Origin of the sequence: Geothrix sp. 21YS21S-2, from assembly GCF_030846775.1 — a bacterium.
GTDB lineage: Bacteria > Acidobacteriota > Holophagae > Holophagales > Holophagaceae > Mesoterricola.
Genome location: NZ_CP132910.1, coordinates 3652508 through 3668927 on the forward strand (window position 1 = coordinate 3652508; position 16420 = coordinate 3668927).

A 16420-nucleotide genomic window follows, 5' to 3' on the forward strand; every position below is an offset into this window, starting at 1 on the left:
GCCGCCATGCGGAACGCGCTGTTCGCCCTCCTCCTCGCCGCCGCGCCCCTGCCGGCGCAGACCGTGCCCCTCGTGGAGCGGACCCTGCCCAACGGGCTGCGGGTGCTCCTGGTGGAGCGCCACAACCAGCCCAGCATCGCCTGCGGGTGGGTGGCCCGGGCGGGCAGCGCCAACGAGACCGCAGGGGCCACCGGCATGGCCCACCTGTTCGAGCACATGATGTTCAAGGGCACCGACACCATCGGCACCCGGAACGCCGCCCGGGACCGGGAGCTCAACGCCCTGCAGGACCGGGTCAGGGCCGGGATCCGGCAGGAGGTGGACCGCCTCCGGGAGCGCCAGCGCCGGGGCGGGCTCGGGAGCCTGGAGGATCCCTCCGCCCGGAGCCCGCGCCACCAGGAGCTCCTGGACGAATTCAACCGCCTCGTGGCCGAGCAGCGCAGCCTCGTGGTCAAGGACGAGCTGCCCAAGCTCTACGACGAGATGGGGGCCACGGACCTGAACGCCAACACGACCCCGGACCGCACCTTCTTCCACATCACGGTCCCCGCCAACAAGCTGGAGCTCTGGGCCTGGCTGGAGTCCGACCGCCTCAAGAACGCCGTGTTCCGGGAGTTCTACAGCGAGCGGGACGTGGTCCTGGAAGAGCGCCGCCAGCGCACCGACGGGTCCCCCGCCGGGAGGATCATGGAGGCCTTCGCCGCCCTCTCCTGGGAGGCGCTGCCCTACCGGTGGCCGGTCATCGGCTGGCCCAGCGACGTCACCCAGATCACCCGGGAGCAGGCCGACGCGTTCTACGCCACCTACTACGCCCCCAACAACCTCTCGCTGATCCTGGTGGGGGACTTCCGCACGGAGGAGGCCTTCGCCCTGGTGGAGCGGTACTTCGGGCGCCTCGCCGCCAATCCCGCGGGGGTGCCTCCGGTCCTCACCACCGAGCCCCTCCAGGTGGCCGAGCAGCGCATGGTGGCCGAGGCCGACGCCAGCCCCATGCTGCGGGTGAGCTACAAGACCGTCTCCGGCGTCCACCGGGGCGCCCCGGCCCTGCAGGTGCTGGCGGGCGTCCTCAACGGCGCCTCCGGGCGCCTGCACCGGGCCCTGGTCCTGCATGACCAGGCGGCCCTCTCCGTGCGCGCCGGCGCCTTCGGCATGCGCTACGGCGGCACCTTCAACGTCATGGCGGAGCCGGCCCCCGGCCGGGGCCCCGCGGACCTGGAACCCGTCCTCTACCGGGAGCTGGAGCGGATCCGCACCGGAGGGGTCACGGAGGAGGAACTCACCCGGGTGAAGAACCAGGCCCAGGTGGCCCTGTTCCGCATGCTGGAGAACAACGGCGGCCTGCGCTACGCGCTGGCCGAGGCCGAGGGCATGGGCACGGCCGCCGACCTCCTGGACGCGCCCCGGCGCCTGCGAGAAGTCACCCGGGACGATGTCATGCGGGTCGCCAGGACCTACCTGTCGCCCGAAAACCGCACGGTCCTCCTGCTGAGCCGGAAGAAGGCTCCCGGGGGCCCGCAGCCCGTGGAGGTCAAATGAAGATCGGACGCATGGGTCTCATGCTCGCCCTGGCGGCCCCGTTCCTGGCCGCCCAGGCCATCCCCGCCCGCCCCGAGCAGCTCACCTTCGCCCCCCTGGCCTTCACGCCTCCCCTCGCCGCGGCCCACCAGGCCCGGCTCGCCAACGGCATGGCCGCGTTCCTCCACCCGGATCCCGCGGGCGTTCCCCTCGTGCGCATCGCGGTGCAGTTCCGGGGCGGCGCCTACCTGGACCCCAGGGGCAAGGAGGGCCTGGCCGCCCTGTTCGGCCAGGTGCTGCGCAGCGGGGGCACCCGGGGAATGGCGGCGGAGGACCTGGACCGGCGCCTGGATTTCCTGGGCGCGACCCTCTGGAGCCACAGCGGGCCGACCTCGGGCGAGCTGGCCCTGGAGGTGCTGGAGAAGGATCTCCCCGAAGGCCTGGCCATGTTCCTGGACGTGCTCACCCACCCCGCCTTCCGCCAGGACCGGCTGGACCTGGCCCTCAAGGGCGCCCGGCGCGCCATGGAGCGGCGCAACGACGACGCGGATTCCATCGCCGCCTACCAATCCGCCTTCCTTTTGAACGGCCCGGGCCACTTCACCACGGCCTTCTCCACGAAGCGCAGCCTGGACGCCATCACCCGGGCCGACCTGGAGGCCTTCCACGGGCGGCTCCTGCACCCCGGCAACCTGGTGGTGACGGTCACCGGCCGCTTCGAGCGGGCCTCCATGCTGGCCCTCCTGGACCGCACCCTCGGTTCCCTGTGCCCGGGCCCCGCCGCCCTGCCGAGCCCCCCCGTCCCGGCCCCCGCACCGGTGCGAAAACCGGGCCTCTACGTCGTCGACAAGGACCTGCCCCAGAGCCTGGTCCAGCTGGAGCTGCCGGGCCTGCGCCGGCTGGATCCGGACTGGCCCGCGGCCCTGGTCATGAACCAGGTGCTCGGCGGCGGCGGCTTCACCGCGCGCCTCACCAAGAAGATCCGCAGCGACGAGGGCCTCACCTACGGCATCTACGCCGGCTTCGACGAAGGGGCCCACTGGAAGGGCGACTGGACCTGCTCCTTCCAGACCCGGAACGCCGCGGTGCCCTACGCCCTGCGCCTGACCCTGGCCGAACTGGAGCGCATGCGCAGGGAACCCGTCCCCGCCGCGGAGCTCCGCACGATCAAGGACGGCCTCATCCAGTCCTTCCCCTCCCAGTGGTCGGATCCCCAGGCCGTGGTGCGCTTCTTCGCCGAGGAGACGTTGAAGGGCTGGCCCCTGGACTATTTCAGGGACTTCCGCGCCCGCATCGAGGCCGTCACCGCCGAGGACGTGCAGCGGGCGGCCCGCACCTACCTGAACCTCGACCAGCTGGTGGTGCTCGTCGTGGGCAAGGCCGCCGAAGCCGAGGCCGGTGAGCCGCGGGACCATCCGGGCCGCCTCAAGGACGTGCTCCCGCTGCCCCTGACGCGGCTGCCCCTGCGGAACGCCATGACGATGGAGCCGGGTCCCTGACGCTTCCGGAACCTCCAGGGGCGCCGTCCTGCGAAGGAACGTCTGCCGGATTCGCGCATCAGATCAGGGAAGCATCCTGAGGTCTTTCGCGTGCCGCCTATCCAGAATTCCTATATTTCCCTCTTTTCAGACATCAAGCAACGCATCCAGACAGCCAGATCCCGGGCGGCCCTCGCGGTGAATGCTGAGCTCATCCGGCTGTACTGGGACATCGGCCGGACGCTCCTCGTGCGCCGGGAAAAGGAGGGCTGGGGGGGGAAGGTCGTCGACAGACTGGCCGCCGATCTCCAGGCCGCCTTCCCGGGGATGAAGGGGCTTTCCAGGGCAAACCTCAAGTACATGCGCTATTTCGCAGAATGCTGCCCCGACCTGCGAATTGGTCAGCAGGCTGCTGACCAATTGCCGTGGTTCCACCTGGTGACCTTGTTGACCAAGGTCGACCGGGATCCCGAACGGGAATGGCTGTGCTGCCGGGCCGTCCAGGAAGGCTGGTCGCGTGCCGCCCTGGAAGCCAACATCTCGAACAGGCTCTTCGATCGCCAGGGGCAGACCGTAAACAATTTCGAAGCCCGGATGCCTGCCGTGGAAGCAGCGATGGCCAAGGAGGCGTTAAAGGATCCTTACCTTTTCGACTTCCTCGGTATTGGCGAGCAGGCGCAGGAACGGGATATCGAAGATGCCCTGACCCGGCACATCACACGGTTTCTCCTGGAACTGGGAGCCGGATTCGCGTTTGTCGGAAAACAAGTCCCGCTGACGGTTGGCGGGGACCGGTTCCTCCTTGACCTGCTCTTCTATCACACGCGTCTGAAGTGCTACGTCGTAGTCGAGTTGAAGGCGAAGGACTTCAAGCCCGAACACGCGGGCAAGCTCAATTTCTACCTGACCGCCATGGATGCCCAGGTGAAGGCCTCCGACGACCGTCCCACCATGGGCCTCCTGCTCTGCCGGAAGAAGAACCGCATGGTCGCGGAGTATGCCCTTTCGGGCATGGAGAAGCCTCTGGGCATTTCCGAATACCAGCTGCTCCGGGCGCTGCCCGATCCCCTCGACAGGAACCTGCCGACCATCGAGGACCTCGAGGAGGCTCTGAGCGGGGAACTGGAACTTCGTGCCTCCGAGGAAGCCGGGTGACGTCTTTTGGCGCACGGCCGGGGAATCAGACTCCCGGCAGGCGCTTCTCATAGCAGAGGAATCGCCGGCCGGGCCTGAAGGCCAATCCGATCTCACCCGCAAGGACGTACCCGAGCTTGGGGAACAGCCGCCGGGTCGCTTCGTTCTCCGTGTTGGTGTCCAGCCGCAGCGCGGTGATGCCGCGCTCGCGGGCCACCTCCTCCGCCTGCAGCATCAGCGCCTCCGCCACGCCCCGGCCCCGGAAGGCGGGGTCCACGGCCAGGCGGTGCACCACGATGGCCGGTTCGTCCGGATCCAGGCCGGCGTCGGCGTACTCGGGCTCCTGGTCCTCGGTGATGGCGGCCATGCCGGCCACCTGCCCGTCCTCCTCGGCGATCCACAGCTGGCCTTTCGCGGCGTCCCCGGCGAACACCTCCGCGTTGGGGTAGGTGTCGTCCCACTGGAGGTTGCCGGCCTGGCGCATGAGGGGCACGGCGCGGCGGACCAGCGCCATCACGGGTTCCACATCCTCCGGGTGGCCAAGGCGGACGAGCATGCCTAGTCGATATCCCCGGCCGTCTTGAGCAGGCGCTTCTCCGCCAGGCGCAGCCAGTGTTCCGCGGCCAGGACGCCCTCGCCGTGGTGGATGCGCTGGAAGTGGCCCAGGAGATGGCGGATGGTGCGGGGGATGGCGGGGGCGAAGTGGGCCTTGCCGCGGTTCACCACCTGGTTGCCGAAGGTGCCCAGGGTCTTGAGGTTGCGCTGGATGCCGCTGAGGTTCAGCTCCTCCCACAGGAGGGTCTCGCTCCAGCCGGTCTCCTCCTCCACGCTGCGGATCATGATGGCGCGGGCCTCCTCGGACCAGTCCCAGTACCCGTCGAAGAGGATGGAGGCCAGGTCGTAGGTGGCGGCGCCCTTGCGGGCGTCCTGGAAGTCGAGGGTCACGAGGCGGTCGCCGTGCACCATGAGGTTGCGCACGTGGAAGTCGCGGTGGGAAAGGGAGTGGGTGCGCGACTCCAGGCCGTTGTGCACGTCCTCCATCATGCGGTCCAGCCAGAGGGGGGCCTCCTTGCCCAGGAAGTCGGCGAAGAAGTGCTGCTTGCAGAACTCCCACTCGAACTGGAACTTGGCGTGGTCGAAGCGGCGCAGCATGAAGAAGGCCCGGGGCGGGGCACCCTCGGTGAGCAGGCCCAGCCAGGTGGCCAGGAGGCCCCCCACGTCCCGGGCCCAGGCGAGCTCCTCCTCGGGATGCGCGATCAGGCGCATCTCCAGCGTGGTGGAGCCCAGATCCTCCACCAGCATGGCGCGCAGCTCGTCGTCGTACTGGATGATGGTGGCCACCCGCACCACCGGGTCCAGGTAGGCCTGGAGGGCCCGGTACTCGAAGTAGGAATCGTCGGTGCCTGCGGGATCCGCGTTGGGGTAGAGGACCACCAGGGCGCTGCCCAGGTGGGGGTGGTCCACCCGGAAGTACTGCCGCAGGCCGGCGTCCCCGTTCAGGAGGACCGGGTTCCTGCAGCCCCAGCGATCGAGGACGGACTGGAGTTGAGCGCTCATCGTTCCAGTCTATAGCGCGAGGCGCACAAGGTGTCCCCCTTCCTCGAACCAGAAACCGTCCTGGTCCCGGAAGGCGGGGTGGAGCCGGGCGCCGGGACCCAGCACGCAGTGCCGCAGGTCCCCGGCCGGCCGGGCCTCCGGATGGACGTAGCAGCCGGGGATCCGGCCCTCGGCCTCCGGGGCCACCCGGGCCGCGGCCTCGATGAGCTGGTCCGGCGACCCGATCTCGTAGAAGGGGAAGGGGTCCACCACCACCCCGAAGGCCCGGTCCAGGTTGGCCAGGACGTGGACCTTCACGTCGGCGGGCCCTTCCTCGGGGAGGAGGGCCAGGGCCCGGGGACTCCAGAAGGCGGGGCCCACGAAATGGTAGGGCCCTTCGCCGGTCTGGCCGGGGGGGAGAATGCGGCCGGTCCGGTCCAGCCACACCGGGTTCCAGGGGCCGCCGGGGTGGGGGATGAGGAGCCAGCTCAGGTCCGAGCCCAGGGCCCGGTGGCGCTCCCGGAACGCCTCCCAGGGAGGATCGGCCAGGATGTCGCCGTTCCACACCGCCAGTTCGCCGGATGCCCGGTCCCGCACGTGGCGCAGGCCCCCGGCCGTGCCCAGCAGGACGGGTTCCGGGCACACCTCGATGCCGGTGCCCCGGGCGGCCTCCCGGATGCGGTCGGGCAGGACGTGGGCGTTGCAGGCCAGGTTCATGATCCCCGCCCGGCGCAGGCCATCGGCGGCCAGGGCGATGAGCGGGCGGCCGTTGAAGGGCCAGGCCGGCTTGGGCAGCGCCCGGGACAGGGGTCCCATGCGCGTTCCCAGTCCCGCCGCCAGGATGAACCCGTCAATCGTCACTGGGCTCCCCGGTGGCCACGGGCTTGAGGAGGAACTTCCGGGGGGCCATGCCCCGCATCTCCAGCACCCGGATCCGCCAGCCCTGGATGCGCAGCTCGTCCCCGGCCCGGAGGATGCGCCCCAGCCGCTCCTGGAACAGCCCGCCCAGGCTCACGGAGCCCTTCTCCACCTCCAGGTGGAGGTCCAGGTGGTCCTCCAGCTCCTCCAGGGTGACGTTGCCCTGGGCCAGCCAGGCCCCGCCCCGGGTGCGCCGGAGGTTGATCACCTCCCGGTCGAACTCGTCCTGGATCTCGCCCACCAGCTCCTCCAGCACGTCCTCCAGGGTCACCAGGCCGTCCACGCCGCCGTGCTCGTTCACCACCAGGGCCAGGTGCTGCTTCTGCTTCTGGAAGTCCAGCAGCAGGTCCTGAATGAGCCGCATCTCGGGCACCATGAACGCGGCCCGGGCCAGCCTGCGGAAGTCCAGCTCCGGGCCCTGGTCGTTGAGGGCCCACAGCAGGTCGCGCAGGTGGATGACGCCCACCACGTGGTCCAGGTCCCCGTCGCAGAGCGGCAGGCGCGTGTTGACGCAGCTCCGGGCCAGGGCCAGGTTCTCCTCGAAGGTGCGCTGGAGGTCGAAGTAGACCACCTGGGCCCGGGGCACCGCGACCTCCTTGACGGTGCGCTTGGAGAAGTCGAAGAGGTTCTCGATGAGGTCCTTGCGGGAGATCTCCAGCTTGCTCTTCATGAGCATGCGGCGGAACTCGTCCTCGGTGGGGGCGTGGTCCACGGCGGGGGGGACCCCCAGGAGCCGCTCCAGTCCGTGGGTGAGGCCGGTCAGGGTCCGGGTCACGGGAGCGATGGCCTGGGACCAGAACAGGAGGGGGCCCGCGGTGCGCAGGGCCCAGACCTCGGCCGAGCGCAGGGCCACGCCCCGGGGCAGCAGCTCGGCCAGCACCACCTGGAGCAGCGTGATGACCAGGATCCCCATGAACGAGCCCAGGACGAGCCCCACCCGGGGCCAGGGCGTGCCCCCGAAGAGCGCCTGGAACCCCTTGACGAAGACGTCCTCCCCGACGGCGCCCAGGCTGATGGTGAGGAGCGTGATGGCCACCTGGATGCTGGAGAGGTGGCGGTCCAGGTTGCGGTGGACCTCCAGGGCCTGGGCCGCCCGGGGATCGGCGTCCAGCCGGGCCTCCAGCTGCGTGCTGCGCACCCGCACCGCGGCGAACTCGGCGCAGACGAAGAACCCCGTGGCGAGAATGAGCGCCGGGGTGGCGATCAGGGCGCTGGTGTGCATGCTCAGCCCTTGGCGAGGTCCAGGGCCTGGCGGGCCTTGTCCCCGAGTTCCGCGAGCACGGTCCCGATCGTGTCCAGGCGGTCCTGGCGGCCCTGGAGCTCGGCGGCGAGGTCGGCCTTTTCACGGTTCAGCTGGTTGATGCGATCCTGCCCGGCATCCAGATCGGCGTGCAGGCGGCCCAGGTTGGCCTCCCGCTCCTCGATGCCGGCGAGGAACTCCCTGCGCTGGCTCTCCCCGGCGGCCTCGGCGGTGTCCAGGCGGGCCTGGAGGTCGTTGGCGGCGCGTTCCAGCTGCTCCCGCAGCCCGCCCAGGGTGTCGCGCTCCTCCCGCAGGTCGCGGGACGTGGCCTCCTGGAGGCTGAGCTTCTCCTGGAGGACGAAGATCTCCCCGGCCTGCTCCGTCAGCTCGTCGTCCTTGGCGGCGCACTCCGCCTCGAGCTTCGCCCGCGCCTCGGCGAGGTCGCGCTGGGTCTGCTCCTGGAAGGCGACCTGCTCCCTGGCGGAGGCCAGTTCGGCCTCCAGCTCCGCCACCCGGCCCTGGGCGCCTTCCAGCTCCTGGATGCGGGCCTGCTTCACGGCCGCGTCGGCGCGCACGCCTTCGAGTTCATGGAGGAGGTCCGAGCTGTGCTGCTCGGCGAGGGCCGCCTGGGCCCCGGCGGTGCGCAGGGTCTCCTGGGTTTCCGAAAGGGAGGCTTCCAGGTCCTTGACCTTGGCGGCGGCCTCCCAGGCCTCCTCGAGCTGGGCCTGGAGCAGCTGGTGGGATTCCATGAGCTCGGCGTTCTGCTGGTTCTTCTCGGACAGGAGGGCATTGACCTCGTCGAGCTGTTCCACCAGGCGCTTCTGCTCGTCCAGGGCGTCCTGGAGGTCGCCCCTGAGGCCGTCCTCGGCCGCCGTGCGCTCCTGGAGCGAATGGCGAAGCGCCTCGGCCTCGCCCTGGCTGTGCTGGATGTCGTCCAGGTTGCGGGTGACGGCGGCGTTGCGCTGGATGAGCTCCTCGATCTCCCGGGTCTTGCGCTCCAGCTCGTCGTGCTGGGCGGAGAGCTTGAGTTCCAGGTCCTTGACGCGCCACTCCAGGAGCTCGATCTCCCCCTGGTTGCGGATGGGCTTCTCGGGGGCGGGCGGCGGCTCCGCGGCCCAGCCCGGGATGGGGGCGATGGTCCGGGGCGCCGGGGCCGGCTCGGTCTCAAGCTCCGTGCGCAGGCTCTCCAGCCACTCGTCGCCCAGGTCGGCCCCGGCGAGGTCGCCCAGGGGGTTGTCCGGATCGTCCTCCTTCATGGGCACCAGCTCGGCCAGCGCGGGGATGAGGGCGGTGGTGTTGATGGGCTTGTGCAGGTACAGATCGGCCTTGCCCTTGGTGCCGCGGTGCCGGGAATACTCCTCCTCGGACGCCTTGGCGCTGATGAGGGCGATCTTCAGGTCCGCGTGCATGGGGGCCCTGCGGATGGCCGAACACAGGGCGTAGCCCTTGTTCTCGGACGTCTCCACGCACAGGAGGATCCCGCCGTACTGCCCCGACTCCAGGCGCGTGAGCGCCCCCTCCGTGGTGTAGAGGAAGTCGACTTCGAAGGCGGATTCCAACGGGGATTTGTGATCCTGGATGAATCTCCGATCGCTGTCCACGACGAGGAGACGCTTGCCCATATTCGATCCTTGCAAATGGACTTATACGATAACCCAGAAAAAAAGCTGCCGGGAAAGAATCCCGGCAGCCTTTGTGCTTCCGCCGTCTAGCGCGGGGGGATGGCGATCGTAAGCGAGGCGCCCCTGGGGGGCCGCACGAGCAGGAGCAGGGGCTTCTTGCCCCCCGCCTTCTTGACTTCGGCCTGGAAGGCCGGGAGCCCGTCGATGTCCTTGGGACCCACGGCGGTGATGACCAGGCCGGCCTGGAGGCCCTTTTCCGCGGCTCCCGACCGGGCCGCCACGAAGGTGATGACCACGCCCTTGACGTCGTTGGGGACGCCGAACTGGTGACGGTTGGCGGGGGACAGGGCCTCGACGGTGAAGCCGTAGGTCTTCTCGAGGTTCATCTGCTTGGGGTTGTCGGGGTCGGTCCTGGGCGCGGAGTCGTCCTCCTCTCCGTCCTGGGCCTCGCCCTTCTGCAACTCCTTGCGGTCGCCCAGGGTCACCTTGATGTCCTTGAACGCCCCGTCGCGCCACACCGTGACGGTGACGGACTCGCCGGCCCTTCGGCCCGCGATGGCGGCCACCAGCTGATCGCCGCTGCGGACCTTCTGGCCATCCACGGCGGTGATGACGTCCAGGCGCTGGATGCCGGCCTTGTCCGCGGGCGTGCCCCGGTCGACGTTGGAGACCACGGCGCCTTCCTTGATGCCCAGGGAGGACTGGAACTCGTTGTCCAGGTTGCGGGTGCCCACGCCCAGGTAGCCGCGGCTCACGGGCTTGCCGCTCTCCAGGTCCGCGATGACCCGCTTGATCATGTTCACGGGTACCGCGAAGCCGATGTTCTGGCCGTCGGGGCGGATGGCGGTGTTGATGCCGACGACCTCGCCCCGGAGGTTGAGCAAGGGTCCGCCGGAGTTGCCGCGGTTGATGGCGGCGTCGGTCTGGATGAAGGACTCGAGGCCGGGGCCCGTGAGCTGGCGGCCCTTGGCCGAGACGATGCCCTGGGTGACGGTGTGCTCGAGGCCCAGGGGGTTGCCGATGGCCACCACCCACTCGCCGATGCGCATGGCGTCGCTGTCGCCCAGCTTGGCGTAGGGCAGGTGCTTGGCGTCGATCTTGATCAGCGCGATGTCCAGCTCCTTGTCCTTGCCCAGGATCGTGGCCTTGAAGGTGCGGCCGTCGGCCATCTTCACCTCGATGGTGCTGTCCCCGCCCCGCACGCCGTCGATGACGTGGTTGTTGGTGAGGATCTTGCCGTCGGGGGAGATGACCACGCCGCTGCCGCCGGCCTGGACCCGCTGCTCCTCCTCCTGGGGCTTGCGGGTGCCGGGCCGCTGGGGCCCGAAGAACCAGTTGAAGAAGTCGTCGCCGAAGGGGGACTCGCCCTCGAAGCGGCCCCGGTTCTTGACGAAGCTGGTGTTGGTGATGGCCACCACCGTGGGATTGAGCTTCTCCGCCACGTCCGCGATGGGCGGGAGGCGGTCGAGGCCCTTGGCGTCGACGGTGACGGGCTGCTCCTCCTGGGCCCTGGCGACCCAGCGGTAGCTGAGCCCCATGCCCACGGCCATGCAGACGCCCGCGAAGGCGGAAAGCATGAAGAGTTGCTTGATCTGACGTTTCATAGGTATTCCCTCGTGAGAGTTGCCCGACCCGGGCCAGGTGATGGGTCTGGTTGCTATATGATGTAAAAGATCAATAAGTTCCGCGTCGTGAACCTCATACGCCATCTAGTATAGACGAGGAAAAAAGGCGCGGGTTTAGCTCCTCGCCGCCGGGACCCGAGATGGCGCTTCCCAGGGGGGCACGTTGCGGATATTCTGATAGATCCAACGGCGGATGTAGCTCAGTTGGTTAGAGTACTGGATTGTGATTCCAGGTGTCGCCGGTTCAAGTCCGGTCATCCGCCCCAGATCGAAAGCCCCGTGGAGTCTCCCTCCCCGGGGCTTTTCCCCGTCGCGCCGGACCTCCCCTCCATGCCTGACCGGAGCCTCCCCCTCGAGATTCCGGTGGAGCTGGTGGGCACCCGCGCCATCCGTCCCGCCCCGGAGGGGAACGGATGTGCGGGGGTGGGACGCCGGATCCCGATTCCGGGACGCCGCGTCCCCGGGTGTTGAATCCAAAAGGTAGGAATAAAGGGGTTTGTTTTTGGCACCCATTTGGCTGACCTGGACCGGATTCCCCGGAGCAGCGTCATGACAGGTCTTCTCATCGACATCCGCCAGGCGGTCCGGAGCCTTCTCCGCGCTCCGGGCTTCCTGGCCGCCGCGACCGGCTGCCTGGCCCTGGGCATCGGCGCGAACCTGGCGGTGATCTCCCACGTGGACCGTCTTCTCCTCAGGCCGCTGCCCTTCCCGGACAGCGGCCGGCTGGTGGAGGTGGATCCCGCGGACCTCCAGACCGGTGAGACCGGACCCATGACCATGCCCGACTTCCTGGCGCTCCAGGCCGCGGGCCGAGGCTTCAAGGCCATGGCGGCCTGCACCGCGCGGACCCGCACCCTGACGGGGCTGGCCGAGCCGATTCGCGTGGACGTGGGGATGGTCACGGCGGGCTTTTTCGACGTCCTGGGCGTCCGGGCCGCCCTGGGCCGGGTCGTCTTCCGCCCCGACGAGGAGGTGCTGCCCGCCACCGTGGGCGTGCTCCGGCACGATTTCTGGATGGCGCGGTTCGGCGGCGATCCCGCCGTGCTGGGCCGCACCCTGGACCTGGACGGCAAGGCCGTGCAGGTGGTGGGGGTGCTGCCGAAGGACTTCCGGTTCCACCGCCGGATCTCGGACTCCCAGGTGTTCGTGCCGGAGGCGGCCCCCTTCGGAACGCGGAGTCCCGGCATGGGCACCTTCCTGGCGATCGGCAGGCTGAACCCGGGGGTTCCCCTCGTCCAGGCCCAGGCCCAGGTCCGGGCCGCCGCCGCCGGCATGGAGGCCCGCAGGCAGAATCCCCGGTTCGACCTGCGCGCCTCCAGCCTGCTGGAGGAGACGGTGAGCAACTACCGTCGCGTGCTGCTCCTCCTGCAGGGGGCGGTGGCGCTGGTGCTGCTCATCACCTGCTTCGACGTCGCCGGGCTCCAACTGGTGCGGGACCTGGGCCGGGGGCGGGACCTGGCCATCCGCCAGGCCCTGGGCGCGGGGCGGGGGCGCATGGGGCGCCTCTTCCTGATCGAGAGCCTGATGCTCGCCGCCGCGGGCGGCGCGGCGGGGATCGCGCTGAGCTATTTCATCCAGGGCGGGCTCCGCTGGCTGCTGGAGGACCTCCTCCCCATGCCGGCCGCCTCGGTCTACCCCGCGCTGCTGGCGGCGGCCCTGGGACTGGTCCTGGCCACGGGCCTGGCCCTGGCCTTCCTGTCCTGGTTCATGGCCTGCGGCCCGCGCCTGGTGGAGGTGCTCCGGGCCGGGTACGGCGCCAGCCACTCCCGCGGCCACTGGCGCGTGCTCAAGGGCCTGGTGGTGGCGGAGGTCGCCCTGTCGGTGATGCTGCTCACCGGAGCCGGACTCCTGATCCACAGCCTCGTGAACCTCCAGCGCGTGCATCCCGGCTTCGAGGCGGGACCGGTGCTGACGGTGAACGTCCCCCTGCCGCCCTCCCGGTACGACCTGCCGGCGCAGCGCGCGTTCCTGGCGCGCCTGGAACCCGCCCTGTCGGCCCTGCCGGGCGTCGGGGGCGCCGGCGTCAACGACACCCTCCCCTTCGTCAAGGCCACCAACGGAGGCAGCGTCACCGCGGATCCCGGACGGGCCCAGGGCTCGGAGATCTATGTGCGGGTCCACGTCGTCACCTCGGGCTATTTCAAGGCCATGGGCATCCCCCTCCTCGCGGGAGGAACCTTCCCCCCGGCGGACCCCGGCACCTGCATGATCAGCAGGCGCCTGGCGGAAAAGCTCTGGCCGGGCCAGGACGCCGTGGGCCGCCCTCTGTATTCCGACGGCATCGCCCCCCAGCGGGTGGCCGGCGTGGTGGCGGATACGGCCGAGAACCGCCTCGACCGGCCGGAGGACCCGCAGGTCTACCTGCCGGCGGAGTTCCATGAGCTCTTCGGCGGCCCGGTGGTGGCGGTGAAGGTGCAGGGCGACCCCGCCCGGTACGGCGCCCAGGTGAAGGCCGTCCTCCGGTCCCTGGATCCCGGCCTCGCGCTGCCCGAGCCCCGGCCCCTGCGCGAAGCGCTCAAGGAGAGCATGGCCGTGCGCACCATGGCGGGCATCCTGTTCACCGCGTTCGGGCTCCTGGCCCTGCTGCTCTCGGGCGTGGGCCTCTACGGGGTCCTGGCGCAGATCACCCTCCAGCGGCGGCGGGAGATCGGCATCCGCCTTTCCCTGGGCGCGACCCGCGCCCAGGTGGTGGGGGGCATCCTGGCGGGCGCCGCCGCGATGGTGGGGCTGGGCCTTGGCCTCGGGATCCTGTTCGGGTGGCAGGCCGGGAGGATCCTGGGGCCGCTGCTCTTCGGCCTGGGCGGGGCGGGTCCGGCCATCCACCTGGGCGTCCTGGCCATCCTCGTTCCGACGGCGCTCCTGGCCTGCGTCCTGCCGGCGCTGCGCGCCGCCCGGGTGAACCCGTCGGAAGCCCTGCGTCAGGAGTGACATGAACCGGCTCGCCACCAACCTGAGATGGGCCCTCCGCTCCCTGGCGGGCACCCCCGGCTTTACCGCCATGGCCGTGCTCATCCTGGCCCTGGGCATCGGCGCCAACGCCGCCATCTTCGGCCTGGTGGACCGGGCCCTGCTGCGGCCCCTGGACTATCCGGGCGCGGAGCGCCTCGTGGCGGTGTGGGAGACCCACACCAACGACGGTTCCATCACCTCCGTCTCCCCCGCGGATTTCCTGGATTGGCGGCGCGAGGCCCGGGGCTTCGACGCCCTGGCCGCGGTGTGCAACACCTCCGTGAACGTCGCCGGGGGCATCGAGCCGGCGCGGGCCTTCGGTCTGCGGGCCTCCTGGACATTCTTCCGGGTGGTGGGGGTGGCTCCGGCCCTGGGGCGGGGCTTCCTGCCCGAGGAGGACGCCACGGGGGCCTCCCGGGTGGTGATCCTCTCCCACGGCTTCTGGATGCGGCAGTTCGGCGGGGATCCGGCCGTGGTGGGCCGCAGCGTCTCCCTGGACGGATCGGACGCGCTGGTGGTGGGGGTGATGCCCCGGGGCTTCCGGTTCGATTTCATGGGGGACCGGCTGGACCTGATCCTGCCCGCGGCCTTCAGCGCCGAGGAGACGGAACGGCGCGGGTGGCACTTCCTGGGCGTGGTGGGGCGCCTGGCGCCGGGCATGAAGCTGGCCGGGGCCCGGTCGGAGATGACACGCGTCGCCGCGGCCCTCGCCGTCGCCCATCCCGCCTCCAACACCCGGCGTTCCGCGCAGGTGGTCCCCCTGCGGGACGAGCTGGTGCGCGACGCCCGGGGCACGCTCCTCTTCCTCCTGGGCGCCGTGGCCTTCGTGCTGCTGGCGGCCTGCGCCAACCTCCTGAACCTCATGCTGGCCCGCAAGGCCCGCCGCCAGCGGGACCAGGCCATCCGCACGGCCCTGGGGGCCTCGCCCTGGGACCTGGGCAGCCAGGCCCTCACCGAGAGCGCCCTGCTGGGGCTCCTGGGGGGCCTCGCGGGGTGGCTGCCGGCCCAGGCCGCCATGTCCGGCCTGGTGCGGCTCCTGGCCCTGCCGGCCCACCTGGACCGCCCCGGCTGGGACTTCCGCATGGCCGGGTTCATCCTGCTGCTGTCCGTGGCCACCGCCCTCGTGCTGGGCCTGGCCCCCGGGCCCGGCGCCACGGCGCACAACCGCCTCCGGGGCGTCCTGGTGACGGCCGAGGTGGCCCTCACCACCCTGCTCCTGGTAGGCGCGGGCCTCATGGTGCGCAGCCTCTCCCACCTGCGCACCCTGGACCCCGGTTTCCAGCCCGACCAGCTCGTCATGGCCACGCTCACCGTGCCGGCCCGCGCATACCCCGCCCTCGAGGACCGCGCCGCCTTCATCCGGCGCCTGCGGGACCGGGTGGAGGCCATCCCCGGCGTGGCCTCCGCCGCCGCCAGCGATACGCTGCCCTTTGCCGGCTCCACCTGGACCACCTCGTACGACGTGGAGGGCCAGCCCGCCCAGGAGGGCCGCATCGCCATCGCCCACCACGTCTCCCCCGCCTACTTCCGCACCATGGGCATCCCCCTGCTGCGGGGCCGGGAACTGGAGCAGGGGGAACGGGACGGCGCCGTGGTGAGCCGGCGCTTCGCCCGCAGGCACTTCGGCGAAGGGGACCCCCTGGGCCGCCGCGTGGCCCTGGAGCGGGGCCAGTGGCTGCGCGTGGTGGGGGTGGCCGGCGACGTGCGCCACAACGGTCTGGCCCGGGACCCCGAGCCCGAAATCTACCTCCCTCTCACCCTGGGCGGCCCCACGTCCCAGAGCCTGGGTTCGTTCGCCCTGGTGGCTCGGGGCCCCGCGGCCCTGGCCCCGGCCCTGCGCGGGGCGCTGCGGGAAGTGGACCCGGACCTGCCCCTTGGCACCGTGCGCGCCATGGCCTCGCTTGTGGACCAGGACCGCCAGGCCACCCGCGCCGGCAGCGTGCTGCTGGGCGCCTTCGCGGCCCTGGCCCTGCTGCTGGCAGCGGTGGGGATCTACGCGGTCCTGAGCTTCATCACCGGCATGCGCAGGCGGGAGCTGGGCATCCGCATGGCCCTGGGCGCCACGGCCCGCGACATCCTGGGCCTGGTGCTGGGCCAGGGCCTGCGTTGGATCGGGGCCGGCATCGCCTGCGGCCTCGCGGGGGCCGTGGCGCTGGGACGGTTCATCCAGTCGCAGATCCACGGGGTGCGGGCCGGGGACCCGGCCACGCTAGGCGCCGCGGCCCTCCTGCTGGTCGCGGTGGGGCTCGCGGCGTGCCTGCTGCCGGCGCTTAGGGCGCTGCGGGTGGATCCCTGGGCGGTGCTGCGGAGCGAGTAGCCTCGGGTCCGGATTGGGATCGTTGCGCCATGAATGGCCTCCTCGCGACCCGGCCAGAGAGGGTTTCGGCCCCTCCCGCCCTGGGA

General features: G+C 70.8%; 11 protein-coding genes and 1 tRNA gene. 6 read left to right on the top strand and 6 right to left on the bottom strand.

Features of this window, described 5'->3' with window-relative positions; genetic code table 11:
* Positions 1-6: 6 nt before the first annotated feature.
* The 3 genes from RAH40_RS16125 (at position 7) to RAH40_RS16135 (ending at position 4148) form a co-directional block, all read left to right on the top strand.
* Entirely contained in the window at positions 7-1536 is a 1530-nt protein-coding gene (locus RAH40_RS16125) for a pitrilysin family protein (protein WP_306598595.1), read from the top strand.
* The gene (locus RAH40_RS16130; protein WP_306598596.1) at positions 1533-3014 is read left to right on the top strand and encodes a pitrilysin family protein; all 1482 of its coding nucleotides are present in this window, start codon (positions 1533-1535) and stop codon (positions 3012-3014) included. Before RAH40_RS16125 ends, RAH40_RS16130 begins: the two co-directional genes overlap by 4 nt.
* A 90-nt stretch (positions 3015-3104) precedes the next feature.
* Positions 3105-4148 carry a YhcG family protein gene (locus tag RAH40_RS16135; RefSeq protein ID WP_306598597.1) on the top strand — a complete coding sequence of 348 codons (1044 nt, stop codon included), beginning with the start codon at positions 3105-3107 and terminating at the stop codon, positions 4146-4148.
* Between the two features lie 25 nt (positions 4149-4173).
* Here the strand turns inward: RAH40_RS16135 and RAH40_RS16140 are convergent, their stop codons facing one another.
* The 6 genes from RAH40_RS16140 to RAH40_RS16165 all read right to left on the bottom strand — a co-directional run bounded on the left by RAH40_RS16140 (position 4174) and on the right by RAH40_RS16165 (position 11047).
* Complete coding sequence (locus RAH40_RS16140) at positions 4174-4683, bottom strand: GNAT family N-acetyltransferase (RefSeq protein WP_306598598.1); 510 nt, start codon at positions 4681-4683, stop codon at positions 4174-4176.
* A 2-nt stretch (positions 4684-4685) separates the two neighbouring features.
* Positions 4686-5684, bottom strand: coding sequence for a phosphotransferase (locus tag RAH40_RS16145; protein WP_306598599.1), 999 nt, complete (start codon positions 5682-5684; stop codon positions 4686-4688).
* 9 nt (positions 5685-5693) lie between these two features.
* The gene (locus RAH40_RS16150) at positions 5694-6524 is read right to left on the bottom strand and encodes an NTP transferase domain-containing protein (protein ID WP_306598601.1); all 831 of its coding nucleotides are present in this window, start codon (positions 6522-6524) and stop codon (positions 5694-5696) included.
* Entirely contained in the window at positions 6514-7803 is a 1290-nt protein-coding gene (locus tag RAH40_RS16155; RefSeq protein WP_306598602.1) for a hemolysin family protein, read from the bottom strand. Before RAH40_RS16155 ends, RAH40_RS16150 begins: the two co-directional genes overlap by 11 nt.
* 2 nt (positions 7804-7805) lie before the next feature.
* The gene (locus RAH40_RS16160; protein ID WP_306598604.1) at positions 7806-9443 is read right to left on the bottom strand and encodes a hypothetical protein; all 1638 of its coding nucleotides are present in this window, start codon (positions 9441-9443) and stop codon (positions 7806-7808) included.
* 86 nt (positions 9444-9529) lie between these two features.
* Positions 9530-11047 (bottom strand): Do family serine endopeptidase, encoded by a 1518-nt coding sequence (locus tag RAH40_RS16165; RefSeq protein WP_306598605.1) that lies wholly within the window; start codon positions 11045-11047, stop codon positions 9530-9532.
* Positions 11048-11257: 210 nt separating this feature from the next.
* Here RAH40_RS16165 and RAH40_RS16170 point away from each other — a divergent pair.
* The 3 genes from RAH40_RS16170 to RAH40_RS16180 all read left to right on the top strand — a co-directional run bounded on the left by RAH40_RS16170 (position 11258) and on the right by RAH40_RS16180 (position 16334).
* Positions 11258-11334: transfer RNA gene (locus RAH40_RS16170), tRNA-His, on the top strand.
* Between the two features lie 283 nt (positions 11335-11617).
* Entirely contained in the window at positions 11618-13996 is a 2379-nt protein-coding gene (locus tag RAH40_RS16175; RefSeq protein WP_306598606.1) for an ADOP family duplicated permease, read from the top strand.
* 1 nt (position 13997) lies between these two features.
* Positions 13998-16334, top strand: a complete 2337-nt coding sequence (locus RAH40_RS16180) for an ABC transporter permease (RefSeq protein WP_306598607.1) — start codon at positions 13998-14000, stop codon at positions 16332-16334.
* Positions 16335-16420 lie beyond the last annotated feature (86 nt).

Bases quoted from the DNA above. Each gene is read 5' to 3' on its own strand.
- RAH40_RS16175 (WP_306598606.1), top strand. From the start codon at position 11,618: ATGACAGGTCTTCTCATCGACATCCGCCAGGCGGTCCGGAGCCTTCTC.
- RAH40_RS16125 (WP_306598595.1), top strand. From the start codon at position 7: ATGCGGAACGCGCTGTTCGCCCTCCTCCTCGCCGCCGCGCCCCTGCCG.
- RAH40_RS16155 (WP_306598602.1), bottom strand. From the start codon at position 7,803: ATGCACACCAGCGCCCTGATCGCCACCCCGGCGCTCATTCTCGCCACG.
- RAH40_RS16180 (WP_306598607.1), top strand. From the start codon at position 13,998: ATGAACCGGCTCGCCACCAACCTGAGATGGGCCCTCCGCTCCCTGGCG.
- RAH40_RS16145 (WP_306598599.1), bottom strand. From the start codon at position 5,684: ATGAGCGCTCAACTCCAGTCCGTCCTCGATCGCTGGGGCTGCAGGAAC.
- RAH40_RS16140 (WP_306598598.1), bottom strand. From the start codon at position 4,683: ATGCTCGTCCGCCTTGGCCACCCGGAGGATGTGGAACCCGTGATGGCG.
- RAH40_RS16130 (WP_306598596.1), top strand. From the start codon at position 1,533: ATGAAGATCGGACGCATGGGTCTCATGCTCGCCCTGGCGGCCCCGTTC.
- RAH40_RS16160 (WP_306598604.1), bottom strand. From the start codon at position 9,443: ATGGGCAAGCGTCTCCTCGTCGTGGACAGCGATCGGAGATTCATCCAG.
- RAH40_RS16165 (WP_306598605.1), bottom strand. From the start codon at position 11,047: ATGAAACGTCAGATCAAGCAACTCTTCATGCTTTCCGCCTTCGCGGGC.